This window comes from Collinsella sp. CLA-ER-H7 (assembly GCF_040092345.1).
Classification (GTDB): Bacteria; Actinomycetota; Coriobacteriia; order Coriobacteriales; family Coriobacteriaceae; genus Collinsella.
In genome coordinates this window covers 91,267-112,430 of sequence record NZ_JBBNLT010000006.1, presented here as the reverse complement: position 1 = coordinate 112,430, position 21,164 = coordinate 91,267, and the positions used below count along the sequence as shown (strand labels likewise).

Here is a 21,164-nt window from a genome sequence, read left to right as displayed (position 1 = left end):
TATAGAACTAACCCCTCAAACAGCCCAAACGTCTATTTCGATGCGCGCTCCGCCGCCTCAATCACGTGTTTGGCGAGAATCGCGGTGGTCACAGCCCCCACGCCGCCCGGCACGGGCGTGATGGCGTTAACGACCGGCTCCGCAGCATCAAAATCGATGTCCCCGACCAGCTTGCCAGCAGCCTCGTCCCAGTTAATGCCAACATCAATGATCGTCTGGCCCTCGCGAACGGCATCCGCGCCAATCGTGCTCGCGCGTCCAACGGCCGCAACAACGATATCGGCAGAACGGCACTCGGCAGCAAGATCGCGTGTATGCGTATGGCACGTCGTCACCGTGGCATTGCGAGCCGTAAGTGCGGCGGCAACGGGACGCCCGATCACCAGCGAGCGCCCGACCACAGCAACCTTAGCTCCATCCAGCTCAACGCCGTAATGATCCAGCAAAGCCAGCACGGCTTCGGCTGTGCAGGGGGCAAAACCCTCGCCGCGCCCCGAAAGCGTGGTGAGCAGCGAAGCCGGCGTCATGGAGTCAACGTCCTTGGCGGGATCGAGCGCTGCGGCGACGGCGTTCTCGTCAAGGCCGGCGGGCAGCGGGCGGAACATCAAACAGCCATGAACAGCCGAATCGGTATTGATGTCCTCGATGGCCGTCAACAGCTCGTCCTGCGAAACATCGGCAGAAAGCAAAACGCGACGAGCCTCAATCCCCACTTTTTCGCAGCGCTTGAGCGCACCGCGCTCGTAGGATAGGTCGTCCTCGCGTTCACCTACACGCACGATAGCCAACGTCGGAACAACGCCCCGCTCGCGCAGGGCTGCGCAGCGAGCAGCAAGTTCCTCAGTCAAAGCGCGAGCAACGGGAGCACCCTTCAGCAGTTCAGCCATGGCTATCCTCTCTTCCTTGCAGCGTCGGAGGCGCGGCGCGCCAGCGCATCGGCGCGCGGCAACCATGTGTCGAGCAACTCATCACACGCCGTCTCGAGCTCCTTAGCACGAGCGCGATCCTTCATAGACGTGGTGTTCGCAAAGAGCGTCAAGCTCGCGCCCTGCATAGCGGCACGGCAGAACACGGCGCCGCACGCCACATCGGACAGCAGTTGACGCGAACCCTTGTCGGCCATGTCCTCGAGCAGCGCCAGCGCACGCCCGCAGGCATCCATAATGCGATACGGCGGCAGAGCGGCCACATGCAGCGCATCCTGAATCGCGGTCGCTCGAGTCGGATCGTCACGCGGAATACCGTACGCCGCGGACACCTGGCCGTACGCACGAACGTCCTCGGCGACCAGACCCACAAGTTCCTGCGCCAACTCATCCGCCTGGGCAAACGCGCGCGTCAGATCGTCTGCGCGATCGGCAAGCGCAGGGTTTGTCGCCCCATAGCGAGCAACCATCCCGCAAAGCGAGGCGCCCAGTGCACCTACAAAGGCGCTCGCGCTACCGCCGCCGGGAACCGGCTCGCGTGCGGCAAGCGCCTCGGCAAACTCTCGACATGTTTTATCCATCATCTCTTGGCTCATACGCACGCACCTTCAAGTCATATACATCGGTCGGGTGGCAACCGCCGACCGACCGCATCAATCACATAATGGTGCTAAGTCTAGCCCATAAGTACATGAGCGTCAGCGCACCTGGCCATCGCGGATTTCTATGACGAACGATAGGCCTCGGCACCGCAAACATGGGACACATGGCCCACCTTTCGAGACTTCCGGACGTCAAAAACTGAGGCATATCTATAAACAAGGAACCTGTTGGGGCAACGCCCACGCACGCGCGCCCCATTAAATCAACGGGCACCTCACCCCGGGGAGGGCCGACAGCATCGGCCCTCCCCTCTTTTGCGACCGCACATATTGCCACTTGTCGGCGCAATTCCAGCCCCCAGAATGGGACACATGGCCCACCCTAGCGAGCCGTCCGCGCGTACAGTAAAGGCAGGTAATCCATGGGCGGTTACAGATCGAGGAGGACACGACCATGAAAAAGAAGGCCTTTGCGATTCTCACCCTCTGCATCAGTCTCTTTGCCGCGGTTGCCCTGGTGGGTTGTGGCGGAAACGGCGACGCTACCGGCAGTGGCGGTGACGGCGGCGCGGAAAAGCCAGCCGTGGATATGAGGACCGACTTCATTTGGTTTAAGGTCGAAGTCCCCGAGGGCGTCGAAATCACGGACGTCGCAGGCGATACCGCCGACAGGGCCCAGTTTAAGTTCACCGAGAGCGAGCATGCCAGCGACCGCTTCATCCCCGTCTTCGATCCTGACAAGAACGCCGATGAACTGTTTGACTACGAGGCAAAGTGGAAGGCCAACTCCGGATGGACCGAGAGCGATCCCGTTAAGTACAACGGCAAGACCTGGCGCAGCGCCTACTTTACGCACTCGGGCGGCGTGACGACCGAGTACTTCACTGACGTTGACGGCGGCAGTGTGTACGTACGTATCGACAATGTCGAGGAGCACAAGGACGCCGTCGAGACCATGATGAAGTCTCTGGAGTTTGCCGACGACATCGCCAAGGCCAAGACCGAGGCCATGGACGTCAAGCTCGAGGATATCGAGATCAAGCGCTAAGCGACTGGCGAGCACAACGGGAAACACGGACGCAGTGCAAACAAGCGACGGTATCCCAGCGCTTCGTACCCAGGGAGGGCCGGTAAGCCGACCCTCCCCATTCTTATGCCGGTAGCCGACGAACGCAGGATGCCGGGCTCCAAAACCATCCCAGACGTGATAACAACACAAATAGACAAGTGCCCCAACACGTCCGCCCGCCGATTTATAGCGCCGCGCAGGCAATTTAAACCGGCGTCTTTAAACATCTGGGCAGTATAGTGACCAAAACAAGTGCATAACCGCACCCTGCGAACGGAGGAGATATGACCGAACACCATGCCATCAGCCGCCGAGCGTTTACGCTGGGCCTAGGGCTTGCGGCGTTGTCACCACTTGCAAGCCTGCCTGAAACCGCAGCGCCGGGCATTCCCCTGCGAACGGCATTTGCAGACAACACACCCGCACCGTCGGACAGCCTCGACAATTTCGTCATTCGCCTTCGCCCCGCGGGCTATTTTCGCACCGCGAGCGTCAACCAAGACGGCAACGTTCGCGGCAACGTCTGCCACCTGTTTAACGACGGCACGTCCAGCAAGCTCATCCTTGAGAACGCAACGACCAAGAATGACGATACAAACTGGTATGCTATCCGCACCTTGCTCAATTTCGAAGAGCATAAAAAGACGGGCTACAGCATTTGGTCGGTCGACGACGACTCGGACAAAGATGGAAAGGTCATCCACGTATGGGGCGGCGAGTATGACAACAAGCCCAGCCGCGCTTTTGCGTTCGAACGTCAATCAAACGGAACCTATATCATTCGAGACCGCACGGTCGAGAAAGAAACCGAGAAAAAAGACATTAAGTACCTGGCAATAGAATCGGACGGCAAAGACCAGGACAACAATAAGATCTGCCATAAGAGTAAGAGCATTCCGTGGGAGCTAGAACTTGTCGGTTACGACATGGGCAAGATCAATACCACAGTTAGAAGTATCGACTGGACCACGTATAGCAGCTACGTCGACGGACCATGCTGGATGAAATACGTCGACGACAACAAGTACCTCGACGAGCTGAGTATCCCGGGCACGCATGATTCGGGCACCTGCAGCGTGGACAACGACACCGAGCCCCAATCCTCACAAGCAAAGTGCCAGCAGGATTACATCCCGACGCAGTTGCTCGAAGGCATTCGCTATTTTGATATCCGACTCGGAAGGAACGACGAGAACGGCGACCCCGGTATCGACCATGGAAGATGCTACCTGCTCAAAAAAGACGGGGGCTTTATGCATCTCTCCGATGTCATCGGTTACTTCAAAACATTTTTGAACGAAAACCCGTCAGAAGCGCTCATCATGCTTGCGTCACGAGGCAACGACGAGGCTACCGACGAAAGCGTTACGACGGCTTTCGCCAAGGTTATGCACGATAATCCCGATCTGTTCTACACGTCGAGCCGAATCCCCACACTGAACGAGGTGCGCGGAAAGATCGTCCTGCTGCGTCGATTTGTACTCGCCGGCAACAGCGTAAGCAGCCACACGTGGGGCCTCGATCTCACCCAATGGGACGACAAAATCAAGGCGCATTCCGGGCAGTCGATGTGCCTCGTCCAAGACGCGCGAGGCTTTGAGACTACGGGCAATGCGGGCGACAAAGAGCCCTATTGCACCAAGGTATACGCCCAGGACCATTTTGAATGCACCGGAACCGACAAGATTAGCTGGGTCGATATGGCGCTGCGAGAGACGACCAATCTCACGCGCAACAAGGTGGACGTCGAGGACAATGATGGCGCCAAGGTGCAAGTCCTGGAACGCTGCTGGTCTATCAACTACACCAGTTGCACGAATTACAAACAAGGAAGCAATCCTTTTACCGCGGCGCGAGTGGTCAACGAGCATCTGTACAAGAGCCAGTACATCAATCCCAGCGGCAGCGATAAAACAAAGTCAGATTGCCTCAAGCACGTTGGCATTATCGCGTCCGACTTTGTCGATTCGGCACTGGCCCGGAGCATCTACCAACGCAATTACGACGCGAAGCACAAGCCAACAGTTTCATGCTGCCTCCCGGACCGCATGCACATGACGTATGGAGACTCGCTGAGCGATGCCTCGCTCCAAGATGGCAAGACCGTTGGCGAGGGCCATTTCCGCCTTGTCGACAGCAGCAACGTACTCAACGTGGCCGCTTCTGGCAGCGCGTTTGCCATCGAATACGTGGATGTCGACGCCCTGGGCAACGAGACCGTTACGGGGCTGCAGGGCTCTGTGCCCATCGATATCGATCGACGCGCGCTGACGCCCCATTTTGAGGGACTCGAAGGCCTTAAGGCCGGCGAAGACGTGCGCGCCAAGATTGCGGCATCACTCGAGGGCAAGCTCGAAACCGATGCCTGCACGGCCCAGCTCGAGTTTGTGCACGACGCGAACGGCGCTCCGGGCACGGCAATGGCCGAGGGCGAAACATTTGCCGCAGGGACGTACTGGGTGCGCGCGAAAGACCTTTTGGGCGACGCGGCACAGAACTACATGCTCGCCAGCGATGGAGCCGTAAGCTTTACCGTAGCGGCCTCGGGCAGTGCAGGCGGCACCGGCAGCGGCACGGGTTCCAACGCAGACGGCGCCGACAAGAACGGCGGCGGCAACAAGAGCAAGGACTCGGGCGGAAAACTCGCCGACACGGGCGACGGCTCTGGTATCGCCGCCGGGCTCGCCGCTGCCGCCGTGGCGACAACGGTCGCTGGCGCGGCAAAGCTTGCCAGTGACCGCGAAGACAGCGAAGGCGCTAGCGAATAGGCAAGCCGGCCTTTTAAACACATCGACTCAATCGGGAGCGTAGGACACCGTTCTGTGCCCCCGATTTTTACCTTGGCCCGAACGCCGCCATAGGCTACATCACTATGTTCAGCACGTTGACGAATTCCTGAGCCTGGGAGCGGCTGCTCAGGCTAAAGACACAGGCAGTCAACAGCCTGTTGCGCAGAAAAACGTCGCGGCCCTTGATCCTGCTGACCCCCGTGATGTCCTTAAGGTAGACAATCTCGGTGTGCTTGCCGCCGAAAGTGCCCTTCTTGAGTACCTCAATGCGATTAGGGTAGATCTTGACGTCTTTAAACCTGCCCGAACCCTTACCCTGGAATAGCAAAGTGTTGTTGTCCATACACATCGCTCCCCATGGTTAGAGTTAAAACTGCCTCTATGGTCACATTTTAGTCACTTCGGGAATCCTGCACGAAGGCGCTAGGCGACATTGAAATTCGAGTCCGCGCGAGGCTTTAAGATAGGCATGATCAGCCGCATCGATGCGACTGGCAATGCTTCTAGGAGTACGCCTCGTATTATTCGCCATTAGAGGAGGTCTTACCTGGTTTACGCATGGGAATTCGAGTTCTTTGATTCGGACGGCATTGAACTTCCCGCGCCAGACTTCGGACATGAGCCGCGACACGGCGGCAAGATTATCGCCGTAGCCGTCAGCCGCGAACTCGCCGACATCCCCGCCGTCACCGCAGCGAATGCCGCGCGTATACTCGGTGTTAGCTCAGCGCGGGTATCGCAACTGATAAATGCAGGGCTGTTGGATTCATGGAAGGATGGCACCAAGTGAATGGTGTCCAAAGCTTCCATCGAGGCACGACTCGCCGACGCACCAAAGGCAGGGCGCCCAAAAGAGGTCCCTATTGCTGTATAAGGCGAGGCTACTGCGCACTTTTATTCCACACGATGTTTTCAGCCTGGTATAAACAAGTTCAATACCAGAATGCAAATCCAACCATCGTGTCTAATTACGAAAGAATTTTCGCCTTTTCTGCAGCAAACTCTTCCTCGGTAAGTACTCCACTTTCACGCAGCGCTGCAAGCCTCTCGAGCCTTGCAGCTACATCACCACTATCCACCAGCGTCTCAATAGTCTGTGAGACCTGCGGATACTGCTCGAGCTCCTTCGATAGGGCATCGACTATCTCGGCAATATTCTTTGCATTTTTGCCCCCGTTTAATACGTTTGCCCTAACCTTAGATGACGAGATGACAGTAACGCCAGATCCGCCTTCAACTGGAACAACCGAAATACTGATATTTTCACCCCAGGACCAAAGGCTCATACCAATCTCGGCTGCAACTGTTCTTGTTGTGGGCGATGCGCTATCAACTTTTACTTTAGGTAGCTTTTCCATAGCTGCCTTCAAGGCATTAAACGTGTCGTCAGGAGAATACGGTACCTGAATCTGAAGCTGCTGATCCGCAAAACCCATAATCCGGCCTCCGCTTCTACAAGATTAAGGCTATCGGCAATGTTAGCACGTTCCCAGCACTTTTAAATTCATCTAATGACCTTGTGATGCAGCCCGACACCCCGGCGCCACTCCCCTACTTCCCAAATAGCGCACCCAGCAGGCCGCGACGTTTGGGCTTCTCCTCTCGGTAGGAACCCTCGACGGCGGCTGCAACCTGGCGCGGTTGCTCGCAGCCTCCACGGCGTACGATCTGGTATAGGAACGGCGATTTAACGTATTTGACCTCGATGGGCGTGGCGTGCACGGTGCTTTCGCTCGACAGCATCACGTTGGGATTGAGCGGTGCCACCACATGCGTCTCGCGCTTGTCACTAAACACCACCGCAGCCGCGCGGCCCGTCTGGCCGTTCACGGCGATGCGCACCTGTTCTCCATCGCGACTATCCGAGGCAGGACGATCGACAAAGTACACCGGCACCATAACCAAGCCGTCCTTGTGCTTGCGGGCCTTGCGTGCCCACGTGCGGATGCTCTTTTTATTGAATCCCAGCACCGCCTCGGCGTCGTTGCCCGCAACGTCGAGCGCCAACTTATCAATAACCACCTGGTCCTTGGTAGACGCATCGACGGAGACAACGCGAAAGTCACCTTCCTGCATGGCCGGGTCAAACGGCCCAACCTTGGCAAAGTCCCACGGCTCCAAAATGCCCATGAGGCGAACGTCCAGGTAGTTTGCCCTGGGATATGCCCAGTCGAGCACCTCGTAGTACACCAAGGTCTCCTTGCTCAGGCCCTTGCCCGGGAAGGACGCCATCATGCGCAGGTCCGCCAGCGCCATGGGGAAATAGAAGAGCATCATGTCGTTTTGGATCGCATCTTCCACGTCGTGCCCGGCAAAGGATTCCGCATACTGGCGCACCAGCTGCAGTGCGTTGGCACGTGCCTGCTGCGGCGAGATTTCGCAGGGAATGCCCTGCTCCGGCACATACTCTGCACCCACGCCCATGGTCAGACGCTTGCTGAAGGTACCGGGCTTGAGCAGGTCGGCAATGCCGATCTTGTTGCCGCAGGACGGGCACTCAAACACGCGCTGCGTTGACTCGCCCTCAAAGGACGCCCCGCAGAAGGGGCAAGGAATGCTCACATGCGTGACCTCTTGGAACTCTTGCGCCGTGCCGCGATCCTCCCACAGCAGATGTTCCAGGACCGACTGATTGCGCCAGTGCGCGTTGAAGAAATACCAGTCCGGGTCCTCCGGGCGCTCGAGTTGCGACACATGCGTGAGTTTGAGCAGTCCATCCACCACCGTCAACGGCGTATGGCGAATACCCAAAGCGCTCTTGGGCTCTCCGGCGTCCGCCTGCCACGGAACGACCGTGCCGCAATAGGCGCACTCAAAGCTGCGCTTAGCTTGGTGCGAGTACATAGGGCCGCCGCAGTTTTGACATTTAATGGCAAACATCTCGTCCATGGAAACGTCCTCCTTTGCACAGGGGCTGTCGACATTAAGTATGTCGAGCAAACAGGCACATGCCCATACCCATGTGGCCCAAAATGGACCACCCAGGCAGACAAGAAGGCTCGCTCGTTAGCACCGGCAGACTATTGCTGCATTTTCTGAGCATCGGTGCACGGCGCCCCCGCGCGAGCTACACTATCCCCTTAAACATGATTGTGAGGACGACCGCTATGCTATTTGTAAATCGGCTGGTACATACGCTTGTTCCCGGCGGCGAGGACGAGCCGGTCGATGCATCTTGCCGCACCAACGCGGGTTTTGCCGCAAGCCTCATCTGCATTGGCCTCAACATCACCCTGTGCCTGGCCAAGGGCATCGCGGGCCTGCTCGCCGGTTCCGTCTCCCTCATCGCCGACGCTTTCAACAACCTCTCCGATGCCTCGAGCAACATCGTGAGCCTGCTCGGGTTCCGCCTTGCCAGCCGCCCGGCAGACGAGGGCCACCCTTACGGCCACGGCCGCTACGAGTACCTGGCTGGTCTGTTTGTCGCCGTCCTGGTTTGTGCCGTCGGCATCAACCTAATCCTCGAGTCGGTCACCAAGATCATCAAGCCCTCGCCCACCGTGTATTCGGCGCTCTCCATGGCTGCCCTTGTTCTGTCCATGCTCGTCAAATTCTGGATGGCAGCGTTCAACCGCACGCTGGGCGATCGCATCGACTCCGAAACGCTCATCGCCACGGCGCAGGACTCCAAAAACGACGTCATCACCTCGGGCTCGGTCTTGGTGGCGGCGCTTATTTCGCAGACGACCGGCTTTGATCTCGATGGCTGGGCAGGCCTGGGTGTGGGCATCTTCATCTGCATCAGCGGCCTGGGCCTGGTGCGCGACGCCATCAGCCCGTTGCTGGGGCAAGCGCCCGACCCCAAGCTCGTCCAGGCAATCCGCGACACGATCATGTCCTATCCGCAGGTCTTGGGCACACACGACCTCATGGTGCACGACTACGGCCCCGGTCGTCAGTTTGCCAGCGCCCACGTGGAGATGCCCGGCGAGGGCGACGCGTTTGAGCACCACGAGATTCTGGACACCATCGAGCACGACATCAAGCGCCAGATGGGCATTGGTATCACACTGCACTGCGACCCCATCGCGACAACCGGCGATGACTTGCGCGGCTGGGTCAAGCGCGGCGTCATGCAGATCGATCCCGCGCTCTCCATCCACGACCTGCACGAGCACGACGGGTTCGTTTCGTTTGACCTGGTGCGTCCCGACGGCTTTGACATATCCGACGAGGAGCTGCTGGGGCTCGTCACGCGCATCGTGCACGAGCGCCGACCCGATGCCTCATGCGTCGTCACCTTTGATTCGGGCTTTAGCTCGCCCGACCGTCCGGCCGAGCAACTGTAGCCTGCTTAACAGCTAGTTTCCCTGCGCGCCCGAGATGCCGTTTTGCAGCGCGTCCCAGGCATTGGTAGCCATATCGCCCAGATTCTGAGCAGTATCGCCGAGGTTTTGGGCTGTATCGCCCAGCTCTTGTGCCTTGTCTCCCAACTCCTGTGCCTTGTTGCTCAAATCCTCCAGCGTATTGGAGCTCGAGCTGTCGGTACCGCTTTGGCCGCCGGACGAGTTGCCATAGCTGTTCTTGTGCGTGAGCTGAATCTCCAGGTTGCCGTTGTCGTTATAGTAGGCATTCGTAACAACCCAGTTGGAATCGATGACGGGCGTTGAGCCATCGTCGGTCAGGATCACGGCGTTCGAAAGGTCGGCTCCGCGTGACTTGAGGAGCTTCTTGGCGTTGGACCAGTACTGTCCCGGGATATCGCTCAGGTCGACGGCAGCAGACTGGGTGGTCTCGGCCTGCTCGGTCGTGGCATCGGTCGTGGCGCCCCGCTTGTTGAGCATGCCCGACACGATGGCGAACACGACCGACAAGGCAAAGAAAATCGCCAGCACGATGAGGATCTTCTTGATCACGCTCGACGAACGCGACGGCTTCTTCTCCTCGTCCTCGCCATATTGCGGAATCGACTTGGGGTACTCGCGATACGGCTCGCGCGACTCGTAGCGAGGCTGCGCCGTGCGAGGCATATACGTCGTCTGCTGAGGCTGCGGAATGGGATTTTGCGGCAGGTTGTCATAGGGATTCGGCGTCGAGGCAGCATAAGAATCCTGCGGCGCGTAATCAAACGGATCCGGAGCTGCGTTGCCATAGGGGCCTTGCGAAGATGCAGCGTAAGAATCCTGCGCCGTGTCGCCATAGCCCATAACCCGGGTGGGCTCGGCAGAAGGCTGCGTCGCGGCGGGGTCGGTATAACCGGGGTTGGGAACAACGCGGGTCGCATCGGCGCTATCGCCAGCCTGCGCGGAACCGTAGCCGCCCATCACGGTTGTCTTGTCCTGATCCATGCAACGATTCCTTTCCGTCGCGCGTGAGTCTCAAGTTATCCATGCATTCTACCCGCGCAAAAGCCTATGATGGGCAGAGTCCGTCGGTATCTACAAGACATGCGCGGTCCTAAGGATCAAAAAGCCCCGCCGGGCCTTGTGGGCACGGCGGGGCGGGCAAGCGGCTATGAGCAGCAGGCTTAGAACAGGCCGGTGATGTTGCCGTCGTTGTCGACGTCGATGTTCTCGGCCGCGGGAACCTTGGGCAGGCCGGGCATGGTCAGAACGCTGCCGGTCAGCGCGACCACAAAGTGGGCACCGGCGGAAACCTTGAGCTCGCGCACGGTGATGTGGAAGCCCTCGGGAGCGCCCAGCGCCTTGGCGTTGTCGCTAAAGCTGTACTGCGTCTTGGCCACGCACACCGGCAGGTTGCCAAAGCCGTTCTCGCGCAGCTCGGCGAGCTGGCGCTTGGCAGCCGGCGTAAAGTCGACGCCGTCGGCGCGGTAGACCTTGGTGGCAACGGCCTCGAGGGCGTCGGCCACATCGGCGCCGTCCTCGTAGGCAAACTTGAGCTCGCTCGGCTGCTCAATCAGACGCATGACCTCATCGGCCAGGTCGAGCGCGCCCTCGCCGCCCTTGGCCCAGACCTCGGAAAGCTTAACGCTGACGCCGAGCTTCTGGCACTCGGACTCGATGAGCGCAAGCTCGGCCTCGGTGTCCGTCGGGAAGCGGTTGATGGCGACCACGCAGGGCAGACCATAAACGTTCTGGATGTTGTCGACGTGACGCAGCAGGTTGGGCATGCCAGCCTTGAGTGCTTCGAGGTTCTCCTCGTTGAGGTCGGCCTTGGCGACGCCACCGTTGTACTTAAGCGCACGAGCGGTAGCGACGATCACGACGGCGCTGGGGCGAACGCCCGTCATGCGGCACTTGATGTCGAGGAACTTCTCGGCACCCAGATCGGCACCGAAGCCGGCCTCGGTAATGGCAACATCGCCAAAGCGCATCGCCATACGCGTGGCCATGATGGAGTTGCAGCCGTGGGCGATATTGGCGAAGGGACCGCCGTGGACAAACGCGGGCGTGCCCTCGAGCGTTTGCACCAGGTTGGGCTTGAGCGCGTCCTTAAGCAACGCGGCCATGGCACCCTGGGCCTTGAGGTCGCGGGCACGGACGGGCTCGCCGGCAAAGCTATAGCCGACGACAATCTCACCCAAGCGTTCCTTGAGGTCGCTGATGCTCGTAGACAGGCACAGGATTGCCATGACCTCGGAGGCGACGGTGATATCGAAGCCGTCCTCGCGCGGCACGCCCTGGGCCTTACCGCCAATGCCGTCGATGACGTGGCGCAGCTGACGGTCGTTCATATCGACGACGCGCTTCCAAGTGATGCGCTTAACGTCAATACCGAGCTGATTGCCCTGCTGGATGTGGTTATCAAGCATGGCGGCCAGCAGGTTATTGGCGGCACCGATAGCGTGGAAGTCGCCGGTAAAGTGCAGGTTGATATCCTCCATGGGGATGACCTGAGCCCAGCCGCCGCCGGCAGCACCGCCCTTAACGCCAAAGACGGGGCCGAGCGAAGGCTCGCGCAGGGCAACGGCACTCTTGACGCCGCGACGACGCAGGCCGTCGGCCAGACCGATGGTCGTGGTGGTCTTGCCCTCGCCCGCGGGCGTTGGGTTGATAGCGGTCACGAGGACGAGCTTGGCCTGGTGATCAGTCGGCTCGTTGAGCAGTGAATAGTCGACCTTAGCCTTGTCGAAGCCGTACGGAATAAGGTGCTTAACGTCGACGCCGGCGTTCTTGGCCACCTCGGTAATAGGCAGTGGCGTGACAGAACGTGCGATTTCGATGTCAGTAGGCATGGGCGGTCCTTTCGTTACCGAATGAGAAAAAGACCAATTCAGCATAGCACGGGCGCGCAATAGTAAAACGCCCATAACCGATGAACGGCGATATGTTTACCCGATGCCCAGCGATAGTCCAACAGCCCGCCAAAACAAAGCGCCCTAAACGGTAGGTTCAATCCCCAGGTGCTCAAAGGTGCGAAGGGTTGCCTGACGGCCCTGCGGCGTACGAATCATCAACCCGCACTGCAGCAAATAGGGCTCATAGACATCCTCGAGCGTGCCCGGGTCCTCGCCCACCGCACTGGCAAGGGTCGTCAGGCCTACAGCACGGCCGGAGAACGTCTTGGCAAGCGTCTCCAAGATACGAATATCCATCCAGTCCAGACCGAGCTCGTCGATCTCGAAAAACTCGAGCGCCTGGCGGCAGATATCGAGCTCGATAGGGCCGCTGCCACGCACCTGTGCGTAATCGCGCACGCGCTTGAGAAGGCGGTTGGCAAGACGTGGCGTGCCGCGCGAACGCGAGCCGATCTCGAGTGCACTGGGATGGTCGATCGTCACGCCCAGGATAGTCGCCGAGCGCGTCACAATCTGCGCGAGCTCCTCGACCGTGTAGTAATCCAGGCGATACGAAATGCCAAAGCGGTCGCGCAACGGGCCGGTCAACATGCCTGAGCGGGTCGTTGCCGCTACCAGCGTAAACTTGGGAATATCCAGGCGAATCGAGCGCGCCGCCGGACCCTTGCCAATCACGATATCGAGGGCAAAGTCCTCCATCGCGGGGTACAGGACCTCCTCGACCGAACGGTTGAGGCGGTGGATCTCGTCGATAAACAGCACATCACCCGGCTGCAAGTTAGTAAGGATGGCCGCCAGGTCACCCGTGCGCGCGATGGCAGGGCCACTCGTGGTCTTGATCTGAGCGCCCAGCTCGTTGGCGATAACGGTGGCCAGCGTGGTCTTGCCCAGGCCCGGAGGACCCGAGAAGATCACGTGGTCGAGCGTCTCGCCACGGCTCTGCGCCGCTTCGATCAACACGCGCAGGCTCTGCTTGATGTGCTCCTGACCACAGTAATCGTCCAGGCGCTGGGGGCGCAAAGTGCGGTCGACATCGAGGTCCTCGGCCGTCAGCTCCGAGCCCACCATGCGCTCGCCGTGCGCCATGGATGCCGCCGGCGAGTTGCCGGGCGTCGCCCACAGGTCCTGAGAGTCATCGGCTTCCCACATCACGCATCCATTCCGAGTCGCTTAAGCGCCGCGCCGAGCAGATCCTCGACACGCATATTCTGCCCATCATACCCGCTCAGGGCAACATCGGTCTCCTGCGGGCTAAAGCCCATGGAAAGGAGCGCCGCACGGGCATCATCGATCGCCGAGGGAGCGGCAGCGGGCACGGGCATCGCAACCTGTCCGGGAATCACGTCGACCGGCACAAAGCCCTTATCCTTGGCAAAGGTGCTCTTGAGTTCCAGGATCAGGCGCTGAGCTGTCTTTTTGCCCACACCGGGTACCTTGGCCATGCCCTTGTCGTCCTCGGCCATCACCAGCGAATACAGCTGCCCCACGGTATAGGTGGAAAGCACGGCAAGCGCCAGGCGCGGGCCAACGCCCGAAACGGACACGAGCCGGTCGAACATCGTGCGCTCATCCTTTGAGGAAAAACCGAAAAGTGTCATGGCGTCCTCGCGCACCTGCATACGCGTGTAGAGGCGGACCTCGCCACCGGGCGTCGGCAACGTGGCCGCAGTGCTGCCCGAAATGCCGAGCTCAAAGCCAACGCCCGACACATCGACGACAGCAGAGCTCATCGTGGCCTCGACAAGCGTTCCGTGGAGCTGGGAAATCATCAGTATCCGGTTCCTCTCTGTTGATAGAACTCGCCACCGGTAAGGGCGCGGGTGCGGCTGAGGTTTACGTGGCAGATGGCGCAAGCCAGGGCATCGGCGGCATGGTCGGGATGCGGGTCGTGGTCGAGCTGCGTTAGCGTGCGTACCATGTAGGCGACCTGCCGCTTGTCCGCGGCGCCGGTGCCCACCACAGCCTGCTTGATCTGCATGGGCGTGTATTCGCCAATCTCGAGCGCGCATTCCGACAGCGCCACGAGTGCAGCCCCGCGGGCATGCGCCGTAGGAATTGCCGAGCGAACGTTAGCACCAAAGTAAATGCTCTCGATAGCAGCGGTATCGGGTCGATAACGCTCCACGACACCCTTGAGGTCGCGGGCGATATGCGACAGGCGCACCGCGAGCGGACTTCCGGCACTGGTCTCGATGCAGCCGTAGGCACGGCAGCGAACCTCGCCGCGCCGCTCCTCGATAATCCCCCAACCCGTATGGGCCAAACCGGGGTCGATACCCAAAATGACCAAGCCGACCTCCCCTCGCCACAAGCACAGCGCAAGACAAGGCCCCGCGCATCATTCACGAACGTCTGTTCTAGAATAACACAACGGGGCCGAAATGCTTAGTTGAAGTATCGGGGCTGGGAGCGAATCCTATCCCATAGTTAGTTCTGCGAGAAAAAGGGGAACTGCCTCGGATCCACCGGCGGATGCGGCATCGGACCACCCTGGGGCCCACCCTGCGGACCGCCCTGACCGCCCATCATCTTATCGATGGCGTCCTGAACCTCGCCCTCGAACTTTTTCATACCCTCATGCAAACGACGCTGGCCATCCTCAGAGCGCAGCTCCTCCATCTGCTCGGGCGAAATACCCAGTAGCTCGCCCAGCACGCCCATCATCTCGTTTCGCACGCGCTCGCTCGTATCCTCGTCAGCAAAACGGCGCACCTCGGCGCGCGCCAGCGAATCGACCGTCATACGCTCCTTGCCGTTAAGCCCCAGGTCGGACCACGCGAGCATATACGGCCAGGCACGCTCGGCAAACGAACGGGCCGAGACGATCGGCGCCATCGGCAACATGCGGCGGGCAGCCTCACCCTGTCGAACGAGCATCAGCAGCAGCGAGCAAGCCTCAGGCTTGCCAGCGGCCATCGGGATGTCGTCGAAAGATCGATTGCGGTCCACGTGCGCCTCGAGCGCGCCATCGACCTCACCCGGCTCAAGCCCGCCGAGCAGCTGTGCCGCGCGGTCGAGCATATCGACCGGACCGTCGAGCGTCGAGAGCGCTTGCGCCAGCACGCGCTCCATACAATCTTCCACCGCGTTGAGCGTCACGAGCTCTTGGGGCACCACGGCAGACGTGCGGTTGCGCACACGCGCCACAAACTCAAGCGTCGACAGGTACACATCGCCAAAGGGCGCGTAATCGCCCTGGTAGCCGCCGCAAAGCGCCGGCGCCGCCAGCGCGTACTCGGTTTTGGACAGCGGGCTCAGCGCCATCGCACCCAGCTCGAGCGCCGTGTCCTCCAGCATGAGGCCCAACGTGCGCGAGCGCAGACGCTCGGCATCGCCCGCCGACACGTCGCGATCGAGCACACGCGCCGCATCCGGTGCATCGCGCTCGACGGTGCGAATGTGCAGACGCTCGGCGATGGCGCGGACGGCGGCACAGCGGGCAGCCTCGGCCTCTTCCTGCGCCGGCGTAAAGATACGGTTGCGCCCCAGCACCAGGCCAATCACATTGCGCGGGCCCAGAGCGTCGACGGCCAGCGCCGCCAGCAGGGACGACGGCAAGTCACCCTCGAGTGTCACCACAGCACGCGACGCACCGTGGGCTCGGGCGTTGTCGCGCACGGCGAGCACCAGCGCCTGCCACAGCCACTCCTCGGAACGGAACTCGGGCAGTTCGTGATCCTCCAGGGCATCGAGCATCACGCCGCGCTGAATCTCCTGAACCAGCAGGCTCTCCTCAAAGCACGGCGCCTGGGCCACCACGCGACCGCAGTCGTCGAGCACAAACGAACCGCCGGTATACACCGACTCGTCATAGGCACCGACCGGCGCCATGCAGGCAAACCACACGCTGCGCTTGGATGCGATCTTGCGGTAGGCGCCGCTGCGAACGGCAGCAATGGCGGCAGTCTCGCGGTCGGTCATGTCAAACGCGTTGAATTGGAAATACGCAATGAGGTCAACACCGGTCGGCAACATCTCGAGTTCGCGGTCCAAGTCAAAAATCACGGCGATGCGCACGCCGTCCACGTCGAACACCGGCGGCGCCCAACGTGTGTCGTTGTTCTCGCCACGCTGCAGGGCAATGCTCGAACGCGCCGGCACCACATGACCGTCCTTGAGCATCATGTAGTCGAGCAGCGGCTGGCCCTCAAACGAAACCGCCGCGGGCACGATGCAGATCATGTCAAGCTCCTGGATACGCTCGGCGACACCAGTCAAACCGGCAAGCACGTCGTGCTCAAAGTCGGCAGCGCCCACCAGGCCACCGGGCATGGCGCCCATAAAGAGCGGAGCCGGAACGCACAGCACGCGCGCCCCGCGCTCGTGGGCCAGACGAGCCTGGTCCTCGATGCGGCCGCAAATGCCCTCAATATCACCCAGGCGCATATCGATCTGTGCAAGCGCGAGCTTCATGGCCCAGCCCTTTCCGTCGTAAACCATCGAAATCGTAGTAAAAGCGCCGGCCGCATAATGCAGCCGGCGCTTGCATGTGCATATGCTAGCTATGATACCCCGAGCGGGGGCGCGCTCCTAGAATGTCGCGGACCACAGCCCGTGCAGGTTGCAGTAGGCATAGACGGTACCGGTCTTGGAGCCGCCCGCGAAAAACGTCGCGGGTTTCATGCCGGGCTCAAGGTAATGAACCTCTAAGCGGCCCTCGGCCTCAAGCGCAATCCACTCAATGTAGTGTTCGGGCAGGCTGGGGTGCTCGACCGAGCCAACGCGTGCACGAATCACGTGACCGTCGCGCTCGGTCTCGACAACAGGCACGTGCTTCTCGTGCGCCGCGTCCTCAGTGTTTGCGGTCAGTTCCGTGCAACCGGCAGGGGTCGCAACGTCGTCGCCAAGGGCAGCGATGAGCTTACCGTCGGGGTCCTTAAAGAATTTCGCCATGATGTTCTCCTTTGCTGATGTGCCAATGTTCTTGATGGTTCTTATGCCCAAAGGCAGACAAACCATCCACGGCATTGCAAATGAACACATAACGGACCAGGCAAGCGGTCGGGCCAAAATGCGTCGACCGTCCTGCCCACTCCAGCAGTCCCACCCCGCGCGCGGCTAGCGCCCGTCGCCGCCGAGCAGCGCCAGAACATCCTCGCGCGTGAACAGTGCCGACGAGATGCCGTCGCCGCCGAGCACGCTGTTGACCAGGTCGCGCTTGGACTCCTGCATCTGCATAATGCGCTCCTCGATCGTGTCCTTGGCGATGAGCTTGTACACGGTCACGGTATGTTGCTGGCCAATACGATGCGCGCGGTCAGTCGCTTGGTCCTGCGCCGCCACGTTCCACCACGGGTCGTAGTGGATTACCACGTCGGCCGCCGTCAGGTTAAGGCCCACGCCGCCCGCCTTGAGCGAGATCAAAAAGACCGGCACCTCGCCCGCCTGGAACTGTGCGACCATCTTGGCGCGGCTCTCTTTAGACGATGCGCCCGTGAGCTTAAGGAAGGCGATATCCTCCTTGGCCAGGCGCTTACCGATAATATCGAGCATACCCGTAAACTGGCTGAACAACAGGATGCGATGTCCGCCGTCGAGTGCGCCGTGCACGAGCTCCATGCACGTATCGAGCTTGGCGCTCCCCGCCTTGTAATCCTCGTAGTGCAGACGCGGGTCGCAGCAGATCTGGCGCAGCTTGGTGAGCTCGGCAAGTACCTTGAGCTTGTCCTTCTTAAACTCCCCGGCCTCGCGGTGCTGCACCTGCTGGGCGATGCGGTCCTGGTTGGCCAGGTAGAGCTTGCGCTGCTCGCCGGTGAGCTGCGCCATGACCGTGTCCTCGATCTTTTCGGGCAGATCGGCCACCACGTCCTCCTTGACACGGCGCAGTACAAACGGCGACACGAGTGCCTGCAGACGAGCGGCGCTGTCGCCCTCGGCGTGCTCGACCGGGCTTTCGAAGCGCTTGGCAAACGACTCGCGCGTGCCAAGCAGGCCCGGCATCAAAAAGTCGAAGATGCTCCAGAGCTCGGACAAGCGGTTTTCGATGGGCGTGCCCGTCAAGGCAAAGCGCACGCCGGCAGGCAGGCGCTTGGCGGCACGCGCTACCTGCGTGAGCGGGTTTTTAATGTACTGGGCCTCGTCGAGCACCACGCGGGCAAAATCCTGCTCGACGTACTCGTCGATATCGCGCCGCATAAGGTCATACGACGTCACGACCACGTTATGCTCGGCAACGCCGGCAATCTGCACGCGACGCTGCGCCTTGGCGCCCACGATGGCGCACACATCGAGCGACGGGGCAAAGCGCTCCAGCTCGGCGGTCCAGTTGTACACAAGCGACGCAGGGCACACCACAAGCGTGGGCTTGGCGTCCCCCGCTTCCACGCGCGCCAGGATATGTGCGATCATCTGCAGCGTTTTGCCCAGGCCCATGTCGTCGGCCAAGATGCCGCCAAGGCCCAGGTGTTCGAGCGAGCCGAGCCACTGGTATCCGTCGACCTGATAGCCGCGCAGTGTGGCCTTGAGCGAGACCGGCACCGTAAAGTCCATCTTGCCGAGCGTATCCAAGCGCTCGACGGTGCGGCGGAACGCGGCGTCACGATCGGCCTCGAGCGCGGGCGTGCGCGCGAGCATGCTATCGACGAATAGGGTACTCGACGCGGGAAGCGACACGCCGTCGAGCAGGTCGACGGCATCGACACCCAGGTCCTCGGCGAGGCCAAACGCGGCTCGGGCGCCCTCGTCCAGGCGAATGATGTCGCCGGACGTGAGACGCGCAAACGTCTGGTGACGCTTGTACGAATCGAGATAGACGGCAAGGTCCGCGGCCGAAAGCCCGCTCGCACCCAGCTCGACATCGAGCAGATTGCTCTTGACGGTCGCACGCACCGAAAGCTTGGGCGCAGGGCGGACCGAGATCTGGCGCAGACGGTCGCTGAGCATGACCTCACCCAGCTCGGACAGGGCGGACAGGCCCTCGGTCAGCAAGCAGAACAGGCTCTCGTCGTCGCGCTCCTCAAACGCCAGGCCGCCCTCGTAAAAGTCGAAATACAGGGCCGCCGTGTCCATAACGCGAAACTCTGCTATCTCGTCGCGCGGCGGCACGCCCGGGCGCTGTTCTTCGAAGGGGCTTCCCGGAGCACCCAGGCTAAAGAGATCTGCCGACCAATCACCGTAGGCAACCGTAATCTTGCAGGTCACGAGCCCGTCGTCGACACCGATTGCCATGGCAAAGCTCGGCTCGGGCGCCACGGTGTCGAGCACGGCGGGAGCGGTGAGGTCAGTGTATTCGCACAGCACGGGCAGTGCCATGCGGCAGAATTCGCCCACCTGTTCGGCGGCGATATGGACCGGCGTGCGACAAGGCAGCAGACGCGACAGAAACGGTGCGGCATGCTGAGCAAACGCTGCATCGGCGCGGCGCGCGCGGTGCGTGTCGACCAGATAGGCCGCGTCGCCTGCGACAAAGCAGTACGTATCGGCCGGCAGGCGCAGGTCGTAGCTGCCACCGGCCGCCGGCGCGATCTTGGCGGCAAGGAGTGGCGGTTGTTTTGCCGAGGCCTCGTCCTCCCCCACCGGCAACAACTCAACCGCCACCTCGTAGGAACGATGCGTCGTCGTTCCCCGCGACCAGGCGGGCTCAAAGGAAATGGTCCGGCCACGCAGCAGGTCCAGCATGTATACGATGTCATGCTCGGACAGCGGCAGCTGGCGCTCGGCGACAAAGCCGCTGCGTGCAAAATCGTACGACGCCGAACGCGAACTTGTGATGTCGCTCAGATACACAACCGTTGCCACAACAAGGTCGAGTAGACGCACCGAAACCTCGTCGAAGGCCTCAGGTGTATGGAGGAATGTGAGCTTTTTGCCGTACGAGAACGTGCCGCCGCGCACGTAGGCGGCGGCCATGCCGTCGATGTCCTTGACCACGTAGGACACCGAGCCGCAGCGGATGCGAAGCTCGAGCGCCCAGCTAAAGCGGTCGGCAAACAGCGGATTGTAGTACGGTACCAGCGAGGGCTCCAACACCGCCTTGGGGGCATCGGGGTCGACAGTGCCGGCGAGCTTGCGGCGCATGCCCGCCAACTCATCCATGCGCGCGTCCGAAAGATCGGAGAGCGCCTTCATGAGGCTCGGGCTCGTGGGGACGGGCGCCGGGAAGGGAAAGTTAGGGTTGACCGCCGGTGCGGCAGACGCAGGACGCGCGGCTTGCTTAGGCGCCGCCGTAAACGTGCGGACCGGCGTGCGCAGGCCCTCGACGGGCTCAATGCCGCTTGCGTCCAGATACGCAAGCGCCGTGGCGATGGCGTGCTTGCACATGCCGGGGTAGCGATAGGCAGCGGGGCAATCGCAGTCGTAGTCGATCACCTCGTGCTCGTCCATGTCGAGCGCCACGTGCGTCTTGTACAGGTCGCCGCGCGAGCCGCGCACTGCACCCTCAACCGTCACGTTTTTGGAGAAGCGCGAGCCGCTGTCCTCGATCGACAGCACGGCGCCGTTGAGCATGAGCGAACGCCCCTTCATAAAGGTGCCGCTCAGCGCCGCCTCTTTCCGGAGCGCCTGCACAAACGTCCCCTGCGCCATCACTTCCTCCAATCCACACAGGGTAGCTAATTTGGGACGGGGCTATTTTAGCTACCC

General features: G+C 61.0%; 16 protein-coding genes. 3 read left to right on the top strand and 13 right to left on the bottom strand.

Annotated features, from left to right (window positions below):
- Positions 1-32 precede the first annotated feature (32 nt).
- Positions 33-887, bottom strand: coding sequence for a bifunctional 5,10-methylenetetrahydrofolate dehydrogenase/5,10-methenyltetrahydrofolate cyclohydrolase (locus tag AAAX75_RS05155; protein ID WP_347478883.1), 855 nt, complete (start codon positions 885-887; stop codon positions 33-35).
- Between the two features lie 2 nt (positions 888-889).
- Positions 890-1,522, bottom strand: a complete 633-nt coding sequence (locus AAAX75_RS05150; RefSeq protein WP_346978923.1) for a cyclodeaminase/cyclohydrolase family protein — start codon at positions 1,520-1,522, stop codon at positions 890-892.
- A 460-nt stretch (positions 1,523-1,982) separates the two neighbouring features.
- Here AAAX75_RS05150 and AAAX75_RS05145 point away from each other — a divergent pair, with 460 nt between their 5' ends.
- Positions 1,983-2,576, top strand: coding sequence for a hypothetical protein (locus tag AAAX75_RS05145; RefSeq protein WP_346978925.1), 594 nt, complete (start codon positions 1,983-1,985; stop codon positions 2,574-2,576).
- A 305-nt stretch (positions 2,577-2,881) separates the two neighbouring features.
- A complete protein-coding gene (locus tag AAAX75_RS05140; RefSeq protein WP_349091303.1) occupies positions 2,882-5,365 on the top strand; it encodes a phosphatidylinositol-specific phospholipase C in 2,484 nt (827 codons plus the stop codon).
- Positions 5,366-5,459: 94 nt separating this feature from the next.
- Here the strand turns inward: AAAX75_RS05140 and AAAX75_RS05135 are convergent, their stop codons facing one another.
- The 3 genes from AAAX75_RS05135 to AAAX75_RS05125 all read right to left on the bottom strand — a co-directional run bounded on the left by AAAX75_RS05135 (position 5,460) and on the right by AAAX75_RS05125 (position 8,275).
- A complete protein-coding gene (locus AAAX75_RS05135) occupies positions 5,460-5,729 on the bottom strand; it encodes a hypothetical protein (RefSeq protein ID WP_346978928.1) in 270 nt (89 codons plus the stop codon).
- A gap of 625 nt (positions 5,730-6,354) precedes the next feature.
- A complete protein-coding gene (locus AAAX75_RS05130; RefSeq protein ID WP_347478887.1) occupies positions 6,355-6,822 on the bottom strand; it encodes an SHOCT domain-containing protein in 468 nt (155 codons plus the stop codon).
- Between the two features lie 115 nt (positions 6,823-6,937).
- The gene (locus AAAX75_RS05125) at positions 6,938-8,275 is read right to left on the bottom strand and encodes a hypothetical protein (protein ID WP_347478889.1); all 1,338 of its coding nucleotides are present in this window, start codon (positions 8,273-8,275) and stop codon (positions 6,938-6,940) included.
- A gap of 218 nt (positions 8,276-8,493) precedes the next feature.
- On the opposite strand from AAAX75_RS05125, the gene AAAX75_RS05120 reads away from it, so the two are divergent.
- On the top strand, positions 8,494-9,675 hold the full coding sequence (locus AAAX75_RS05120; protein WP_349091302.1) for a cation diffusion facilitator family transporter: 1,182 nt from the start codon (positions 8,494-8,496) through the stop codon (positions 9,673-9,675).
- A 12-nt stretch (positions 9,676-9,687) separates the two neighbouring features.
- Here the strand turns inward: AAAX75_RS05120 and AAAX75_RS05115 are convergent, their stop codons facing one another.
- The 8 genes from AAAX75_RS05115 to AAAX75_RS05080 form a co-directional block, all read right to left on the bottom strand.
- Positions 9,688-10,674: a hypothetical protein gene (locus AAAX75_RS05115; protein ID WP_347478890.1), complete on the bottom strand. Its 987-nt coding sequence runs from the start codon at positions 10,672-10,674 to the stop codon at positions 9,688-9,690.
- A 179-nt stretch (positions 10,675-10,853) separates the two neighbouring features.
- Complete coding sequence (locus tag AAAX75_RS05110; protein ID WP_347483834.1) at positions 10,854-12,521, bottom strand: formate--tetrahydrofolate ligase; 1,668 nt, start codon at positions 12,519-12,521, stop codon at positions 10,854-10,856.
- 144 nt (positions 12,522-12,665) lie between these two features.
- Entirely contained in the window at positions 12,666-13,733 is a 1,068-nt protein-coding gene (gene ruvB, locus AAAX75_RS05105; RefSeq protein WP_117769533.1) for a Holliday junction branch migration DNA helicase RuvB, read from the bottom strand.
- Complete coding sequence (gene ruvA / locus AAAX75_RS05100; protein WP_055310211.1) at positions 13,733-14,353, bottom strand: Holliday junction branch migration protein RuvA; 621 nt, start codon at positions 14,351-14,353, stop codon at positions 13,733-13,735. The genes ruvB and ruvA overlap by 1 nt, the downstream gene beginning before the upstream one ends.
- On the bottom strand, positions 14,353-14,874 hold the full coding sequence (gene ruvC, locus AAAX75_RS05095) for a crossover junction endodeoxyribonuclease RuvC (RefSeq protein WP_035137351.1): 522 nt from the start codon (positions 14,872-14,874) through the stop codon (positions 14,353-14,355). Before ruvC ends, ruvA begins: the two co-directional genes overlap by 1 nt.
- A 137-nt stretch (positions 14,875-15,011) precedes the next feature.
- The gene (locus AAAX75_RS05090; protein WP_347478892.1) at positions 15,012-16,997 is read right to left on the bottom strand and encodes a hypothetical protein; all 1,986 of its coding nucleotides are present in this window, start codon (positions 16,995-16,997) and stop codon (positions 15,012-15,014) included.
- Positions 16,998-17,114: 117 nt separating this feature from the next.
- Positions 17,115-17,477, bottom strand: a complete 363-nt coding sequence (locus tag AAAX75_RS05085) for a desulfoferrodoxin family protein (RefSeq protein WP_055285739.1) — start codon at positions 17,475-17,477, stop codon at positions 17,115-17,117.
- 165 nt (positions 17,478-17,642) lie between these two features.
- A complete protein-coding gene (locus tag AAAX75_RS05080) occupies positions 17,643-21,107 on the bottom strand; it encodes a DEAD/DEAH box helicase (protein WP_349091301.1) in 3,465 nt (1,154 codons plus the stop codon).
- Between the last annotated feature and the right edge of the window lie 57 nt (positions 21,108-21,164).